The organism is Neorhizobium descurainiae (assembly GCF_051400715.1).
In the GTDB taxonomy this organism is placed as follows: Bacteria; Pseudomonadota; Alphaproteobacteria; order Rhizobiales; family Rhizobiaceae; genus Neorhizobium.
The window spans coordinates 604,340-611,826 of sequence record NZ_JBLFFK010000002.1 but is presented as its reverse complement, the minus strand read 5'-3'; the positions used below and the strand labels follow the sequence as shown (position 1 = coordinate 611,826).

General features: G+C 58.7%; 5 protein-coding genes and 1 pseudogene. 4 read left to right on the top strand and 2 right to left on the bottom strand.

The window, feature by feature from the left end; translation table 11 throughout:
• Nucleotides 1-244: 244 nt before the first annotated feature.
• The 4 genes and pseudogenes from ACMGE0_RS06595 to ACMGE0_RS06580 form a co-directional block, all read left to right on the top strand.
• Nucleotides 245-361, top strand: a pseudogene (locus tag ACMGE0_RS06595) (IS110 family transposase); the annotation flags it as partial.
• 109 nt (nt 362-470) lie between these two features.
• Nucleotides 471-926: a MerR family transcriptional regulator gene (locus tag ACMGE0_RS06590; RefSeq protein ID WP_436815050.1), complete on the top strand. Its 456-nt coding sequence runs from the start codon at nt 471-473 to the stop codon at nt 924-926.
• Nucleotides 927-960: 34 nt separating this feature from the next.
• Entirely contained in the window at nt 961-4,041 is a 3,081-nt protein-coding gene (locus ACMGE0_RS06585) for an Eco57I restriction-modification methylase domain-containing protein (RefSeq protein ID WP_436815049.1), read from the top strand.
• Nucleotides 4,038-4,733, top strand: a complete 696-nt coding sequence (locus ACMGE0_RS06580; protein WP_436815048.1) for a hypothetical protein — start codon at nt 4,038-4,040, stop codon at nt 4,731-4,733. Before ACMGE0_RS06585 ends, ACMGE0_RS06580 begins: the two co-directional genes overlap by 4 nt.
• Before the next feature lie 541 nt (nt 4,734-5,274).
• Here ACMGE0_RS06580 and ACMGE0_RS06575 read toward each other — a convergent pair.
• Nucleotides 5,275-6,627, bottom strand: coding sequence for a sensor histidine kinase (locus tag ACMGE0_RS06575; protein WP_436815047.1), 1,353 nt, complete (start codon nt 6,625-6,627; stop codon nt 5,275-5,277).
• Nucleotides 6,627-7,349: a response regulator gene (locus tag ACMGE0_RS06570; protein WP_436815046.1), complete on the bottom strand. Its 723-nt coding sequence runs from the start codon at nt 7,347-7,349 to the stop codon at nt 6,627-6,629. The genes ACMGE0_RS06575 and ACMGE0_RS06570 overlap by 1 nt, the downstream gene beginning before the upstream one ends.
• Nucleotides 7,350-7,487 lie beyond the last annotated feature (138 nt).

The following is a 7,487-nucleotide window of genomic DNA, read 5'->3' as shown; positions in this document are numbered from 1 at the left end:
AGCGCCGGATACTGCTGCGAGGGCAGCAGCGGAGCCGAGAAGAAGGCTCTTGATGTTCATATTTGACCTCCAGTCAACGGAGGCCTATCTTCACACTGGCGGGCGGCGAGCCCTTCCCGCTGGCAAAATCCTTCCGGCTGCGCGTCTGCTGTTCACAAGAGTTGCCTTCCGCACCATCGGCGTGACGCTACATGAGCCTACAGTAAATTTCTAGGATGGCTTCCTCGAAGCCGACGTGCGGTGGCGGAAGTTCCTCGATCTGGAGAACGCCATCCGCCACTCGCTGAAGAGTTTTGGCATCAAGCTCGGCGGCTCCTCGCGCGGCAGGTTCGATCAGGCGGTGCGCGCGGCGGTGGCGGAAGGCTTTCCGGTAACGCTCAGCCGCTGAGATCCCCATCGTCAGACACTTTACCCATGCAAGTGGGTATGATACCCACTTGCATTAACGGGAAATTTTCGGATGAGATATTGTGCGACTGGTGAAAGCAAGCGAGGTGCAAAGGTTGACCGGACTTACGGCCGATCAACTACGCGAGTGGACCGCCCGGCGCGGACTTATCCAGCCAGATGCCAAGCCTCATGGACCGGGTTCGCGTGCGCTATATTCTTGGCAAACCGTCTTGCTGCTTCGCCTTGCGGTAGTCTTAAAGGAAGCGTTCCACGTCGAGCTGCATTCGCAACGCTCCCTATTCCTGGCCCTTTCGCAGCGCTTGGAAAAGACTTCGTTTCCGGCACTGCGCGGCGCGGCAATCGCGATCAACGCCGAGGGCAGCTTCGACATCGTGGATCCACGCCGGCTGGAGGCCGCTTCGAACGATCTGTTGGTGCTCCAACTCGACTCACACTTGGAAATCCTCTCGCGGGAATTCGGCCTGGTCGAGCCCATACGGCAGCTCCCCTTGTTTCCAGCGCGGGCGGTGATATGACAGCGCCGCTTTGTATCTCGCGAGAGACGCTCCGATGACGTCGTTCGAGGATTGGCTGAGCGATCTCGCCTACACGGACTTCCCAGAAGAGCTGTTTCGCCTCGGCGCGAGCGCCGGCGTGCGCCCTTATGCCTCGGAGATCGAGGAAATGCTCGCGCCGGATCGCGGCATTGGCGCGTCGGCCGTTTTTTGTGTCGGCGAACAGCCGGCCATTTGCTTCATCGACAATGCAACTCTCGAAGGGGATCGATACCAGAGGATTGAGCAGATCCGACAGAAGGTCTGGAATCAGAACCTGGCCTCGATCGTGCTCGTTCTCGGGACGGAAGAGCTCACTGCCTATTCTGTCAACGATCGCGAGGCCGAGCCAGACACGTTGGCACGAAGCGAGATCGCCGCGCGTGGCGCTTGGTCAGCTTATGAGGTGCAGTCGGGCTTCATCAAGGATCGCCTCTCGGAGTGGTTTGAACCCGAAGCACGCGTCGATCAGCGCCTGCTCGCCAATCTGCGTGAGGTCGTCAAAGCGCTAGTCAAGGCGAATTTGAATGCAACCGAAGCCGAAGCGCTCATGGCTCAGGTGATATTCCTGTGCTATCTGGAGCAAAGGGGGATTGTTGGTCCCGTCTATCGCGAAGCTCATGGGCTGGATGTCCTCGAAGCCTATGTGTCGAAGCAGGACGGGGCAGGGATCGATTCTTACCTCAAGCGGCTCGGCACCGATTTCAACGGTGATTTTCTCAGTTCGAGTGACGGCGGCGCACCCGCGTGGTCAAAACTTGGGAAATCTGCTTTTCGTGCGGTCAAACTGTTCCTTGAAGCCGTGGACTTCGAGACAGGACAAGGCTCGCTCTGGCGGTACGATTTCAGCCATATTCCGGTGGAGCTGATCTCCGGCATTTACGAAACGCTCCTAAAAGAAAGGCAGGGCGCACTCGGCGCCTATTACACGCCTCGCCACCTGGCGAACCTTGTTGCTGAACAGGCGTTTGAGGGGTTCGCGGATCCATCACGCTGCACTGTTTACGATGGTGCCTGCGGCTCGGGCATTCTGTTGACCACCGCCTTCCGCAAAATGCTTCGGCATGCCGAGGTCGTTCGTGGCAGCAAGCTTCGATTCGACGAGCGGGTCAGATTGATGCAGTCAAACCTGTTCGGTAACGATCTCGACGAGACGGCTTGTTGGATCACCGCCTTCAGCCTCTATCTGTCACTACTTGAAGGTCTCGATCCAGCGGACATCTCGCTTTTGCAATCAGATGCCGATCAGAAGCTCCCGAACCTCGTCGGACCGGGGCGCAACATCCAGAAGGGCACAGAACGGGGCGACTTCTTTTCGCCTGCCAATCCATTCGCCGGCAAGGCCAAATACGACATTTTCCTCTGCAACCCACCTTGGCGGGAGTCAGATGACGATGAGACGCCAACTTGGGAGGCGTGGTGCCGCGAGCAAAGCCCACCATATCCGATTGGCCGACGTCAGATTGCCGCGGGCTTTGCGTTTCGCGCGACAAGCTGTGTCAAGCCCGAAGGTGTGATCACCTTGATAATGCCGCTCAACCTCGTCGCAGGTGCGACGTCGCAATCCTGCGATTTCCGCCAGCGCTGGCTGGAAGACGCCCAATTCGAGCGAATTATAAACTTTGCCGACGTGAGGCGGCTGCTTTTCCCAGCGGCCAAGCACCCGTGCGCCGTAGTGCGTGTGCGACCGCGTCCGTCGGTCGAAGGTGTCATCGAACTGGCTGAAGAGCAGGTCGAATATTGGACGCCCAAAACAGACATCAGCTTGGCCCTTGGACGGCTGGCGCTGCACCCCATCGACCGCAAGCTCCTGACCGCCCGTGACATCTACGCGAAGCCATATCTGCTTATCTCTGCTTATTGGGGCGAGCAGGGCGACCTTAATCTCCTTCGCCGCCTGCAGAAATTCGGATCACTTGCGCAGACGATGACGCGGCGGTCGGAGCCTTGGCTTTCGGGCAAAGGATTCCACGCGCCTAACCAGAGTAATCCGAGCCGTTCACTTGGGCCTCTTGAGCCGCTAGCGTTCCTAGCGGCAGATCGCATACCGCGTGATTATCCGGTCATCGCAAGCGACGTTCAGCTCGACAAGGTTAGAGATCATTTCCAGGTCGTCGCCAGCCCGGGCGGTCGAAATGCGCGCCTCTATCATGGTCCACGCGTTATTCTGCCCGACGGGCTCACCGATGATTATACGATTCGGGTTGCATACACCGACCAGCCGTTTGCCTTCACCTCATCGATCGGCGCGATCGGCGGCGGTAATGACGACGCTGCGCTATTGAAGTTCCTGGCCGCGTATCTGCGTTCTCCGATCGCAACATTTCTTTTAATTATGACGGGTTATTCGGTGATCGGCGAGCGTCCGCGCGTCGCTATTGAGGACCTCAAGACATTCCCATTCTGCGCGCCCGACCGACACCCTGACCAGAACGCGGCGCACGAGATTGTCGCTAAGGTAGCAGAAAGCTTCGACGGTTTGGCTGTGGTCGACGAATGGCAGCGCGAACATGCCTATGCGACAGTGAAAACCACATTAGATGAGTTGGTGTTCGATTATTTCCAACTGTCGGCCAGCGATCGCCTGCTCATTCGTGACATCGTCGGAGTGGTAGCCGCCTCGATCCAACCGCAGGACTATGCGCGCCTGACCACGCCGCTGCTCCATAGGCCGGCAGCGTCAGAGATAACCGCCTATATCGATGTTCTTCTGGGCGAACTCGAAGCGTCGCGTCGCCGCTCCGGCGGGCGGGGGGCACTCAAGGTAGATGCGGTCGTTGACGGCACAAAAGGCTTTTTCGGCGCTGTACGAATTGGACTCAGCGGAGCCAGGGGGGACCACGTAAGCACCATCCGCTCGGACGATGCCTTCCGCACCTTGCTGACAGAGATCGAGGTCGCGCTCAGCAACCAGCTCGACAGAACCAATCGCGACGACCTCTTCAAAATGCCGAACGCGATGGTCGTCGGCGGCGACGCATTCTATTTCATCAAGCCTATGCGGCGTCGCTTTTGGCTGGCGCGGACAGCAATTGCGGACGCCTATTTGATTGCGCGTACAGTACAGGCCGCGGCGTGGGAAAAGCAGGCTTCATGAGTGCTACACCATCGGACGCCTGGTTCAGCGTCTTTCCCCCACCCCGAATTCCAGATGTGCTGGTTTATGTCACGCAGACTTGGGAATGGTTGCGGTTGAGCTACGCGGATGCAGTCGGATTCGACAAGGACGAGCCAGCACTCACTGACAATCTGTGCGAAGCGCTGGCCGATCAGGATCGACGCCTCAGTCATCGGATGGACTGTGACTTCCAGGCCGAGACATGGGAGTTACGTCGTGCTGCAGATGGGACAACATCACGGCTGGCACGCGCCGATATCAGAGTAATTCTAGGCGCGCCAGGGACGCCTCATTTCGTGATCGAATTCAAGAAGCTCGATGGATCGGCGAACGCGCGCTGGCGGTATTGCCATGATGGGGTCAACCGCTTCGTGGAGGGCAAGTACGCGGTGGGCCATGCGTTCGGTGCCATGTGCGGCTTCACATGTGCGCCCGTTGTGGCTGAGGCTACCGCTATGGCTGCCTATATTTCTGAGCCAAGCCGCGCCAGCGCGCTCATCTGCATCCCCAACGATTCGGGTGCGCTGACCACAACTCCCTCCGCCACCGATCCAGTTAGTGCAGCATTCGACACCCGGCATGGCCGGCCCACACTCGTACCCAGCGAACCCATCAGCTTGCTTCACGTTTTTCTGCCTTGCGATGCGGAAGGTGACGCACCGACAACGTAGCAACTGCTAGATGCCTGACCTAACGACTGCTTTGGAGAATTTGGACATGAGCAATTGATGTCCGAGAACAGGCGTAGAGCAGTCGTGGGCTTATGCCGCCCCACAGCAAACTTGAGGTCGAATAGCGGAAATGATTGCCGCTCGGCCGTACTGTTCACTGATGCCCAAACCCAGGACACAAAGGTGGCATCCACGGTCGCTCCCAGATTCCCTGGCAAGCCAATTTGGACCTGTTCCATTTCAGCAGTTGCAATTCCCTACCAGAAAACCCGGCGCATTTTTCAGCTATACGGCGAGATCTCGCGTGGCGCATGACGTTCTCCAGATCCCAAGGATGCTCAATACTCTCTAAGGGACGGCTGGGGCCCCCTGTTCGAGTGCCCCTTGGGCCCGGCGAGCCTCTGGCGATAGCCTTACCTGCCGATGAAGGCGGCCAGTTGACCTCCTAGACTTCGATCTTTGACCCGAACGAAGCTTTTCGTCACCGCTTTGCCATTGATGATGATCAGGACGTTCTTCCCGAATGGCAGATGAAACACGCCTACATTTGAAACCGTGGAATCTGAAACGTGACCCGCGATCCGCGACCTGATCGGCTTTCAAATTTCAAGATCCCACCGTGTGCCTCGACGAGATTTCGAACGACCGCGAGGCCGAGCCCGGCTCCTCCGGTATCGCGGCTGCGCGAAACCTCGGCGCGGACGAAGGGTTCCGTGAGAACCTCCCTTATTTCCTCGGGAATCCCCGGTCCCACGTCGTCAACGGACAGAACGGCATATTGTGGGGAGGCCGAGACGGTGAGGTGAGCGCTTTCGCCGTATTTGATCGCATTTTCGATCAGGTTTGCGATGACCCGGCGTAACGCCAGGCGATCTCCGAGGATTGTGATACCTTCAGCCTCCGAGGTAACGAGCAGGTCTACCGGCGCACCGGCGGAGCGGCGATCTTCAACTTCGTTACGGGCAACTTCGTCGAATTCCAAGAGCTCTTCCGACAGATCGCCTGCGCCCACACGCGACGCCAAAAGCGCGTCATCCAGCAGACGGATCATGTCCGCGATGTCGGCGATGGCGCGACGACGTTGCTGCTCGTCGGGTATCGAATCCACCCGCAAGCGCAACCTTGTCGCAAATGTCCGCACGTCATGCGAAATGCCTCCCAGCATCGCCATCCGTGCGCGCAGGAGCTGGGAGAGTCTGGTCTGCAGACGATCGAAGGCCACGACGAGCGCCCGGATCTCCGCCGATTGCCGCTTGACGTTCGGCAAAGCGATCGGGTTGCCATCCAGGTCCATGTGGTCGACGGCACGAGCAAGCTGCGTCAGCGGCCTGATCTCGCGAAAAAGGATGATCAATGCTATGAGCGCAGCGCCTGTTCCGATAAGCCCCGCTCCAATGCCTGTCGGAAGACCGAAAGGGGTAACGAGTAGGGGAGGGGTGCTCTCGATCACCAGAGTGTTCCCTGTTTCCAGTCCGATCCTGACTTCCAGAGCTTGGCGCGCCCGCGACCAGATGCGGAAAACGTTGGGCCTGTCGAGGCGCACAGAATGTTGAGATACGGTAAACGCTCGGTCGCGAAGATCCTCTGCGTACTTCCTGATAAGCTCCTCATCAACCACTTTGGCGGGATCAGCAAAGGGGCGCCGATTCGGGGTATCTTCTACCCGCACAGTCAGCGTCCGCGTATTCAAGGCAGCAAGGATATCGGAGCGCTGCTCCGGTGAAGCTGCTTCAACAGCCGATACGATCGCTGCGACCCGCCCAGGCGTCGGCCAGAAATTCTCTTCCTCCCAGTCGCGCCCGGCGTAGAAGCTGACGACCAATGCCAGCCAAACCGCGAGGAGTGAAACGACGACAATGGCCGTCAGCCGGCTGGCGAGCGTCAAGGAGCGCATCAGGGCACCTGACGGACGAGAGCGGTGAAAAGATAACCGCCATTGCGTATCGTGCTGATCAGGTTGGAACCCGGGCTCGCCGCATCAAACTTCTTGCGCATGCGCGATATCAGCACGTCGACGGTGCGGTCGAAGGGTTCGGCGGCACGCCCGTGCACCCAGTCGAGAATCTGGTCCCGGGTGAGAACCCGGCGTGGGCGGCCGACGAAGCAGGCGAGCAGGTCGAACTCGGCGCTGGTCAGCGCAAGTGGAATACCTTCGGCATCAACAAGCAAACGGGCATCCAGGTCGATGACAAAACGGTCGAAGGCGAAACGACGCATTGTCGAAGACATCGGAGCGGAGACGGCGCTTGCGCGCCGCAGGAGTGCCCGCACACGCGCGAGAAGCTCCCGCGGGCCGAATGGTTTGACGAGATAATCGTCCGCTCCCATCTCAAGCCCGACCACACGATCAATCACGTCTCCCTTCGCCGTCAGCATCAAGATCGGAATGTTGTTTGCGGCCCTGATCCGCCGGCAGATCGATAGTCCGTCTTCTCCAGGCAGCATGATATCGAGAACAAGCAGATCGGGCCTCATCCGCGCGAGCAACTCGTCCATTGCTACCGCATTGGCCGCCTCGCGCACGATAAATCCCTCTCGCCCAAGTAGATCCGCGACAAGGCTGCGGATCTCGGCGTCATCTTCCACGATCAGAACCGTCGGGCTTGCTTTTTCCATGACCAGTATTGTTGCCGTTCAACTCACGCAGGCGCAAGGGCCAGCTTCCCATTTTTACAAACGAACTCACCCCGTTAACAAACTGAAACAAAACGATATGACCCGTTCAAAGCGGGTTTACACGCGCACCCTAGCTTG